Source organism: Bacillus sp. SIMBA_005 (assembly GCF_046535585.1).
Classification (GTDB): Bacteria; Bacillota; Bacilli; order Bacillales; family Bacillaceae; genus Bacillus; species Bacillus pumilus.
Map to the genome: position 1 here is coordinate 1 of NZ_JAWRWI010001127.1, position 238 is coordinate 238.

General features: G+C 42.0%; 1 pseudogene. It reads left to right on the forward strand.

The features are described from left to right. A pseudogene (locus SB660_RS23630) lies at window positions 1–238 on the forward strand (amino acid ABC transporter permease); the annotation flags it as partial.

Genomic DNA, 238 nt, shown 5'->3' on the forward strand with positions numbered 1-238 from the left:
TTTAATTGTTCAGCTCTTCTTGATTTATTTTGTACTGCCTCAGCTTTTGCTTGTGGCCGGGATTCAAATCAATCATTGGGATCGTGTCTTATTTGTGATGATGACGTTTTCTTTACATACGGGCGCTTATTTACCTGAAGTTTTTCGCAGTGCGTATTCATCTGTCGGGAAGCATCATCTGGAGGCCGCCTACATTGTTGGGATGACAGATACACAGGCATTGTTCAGGATCATTATC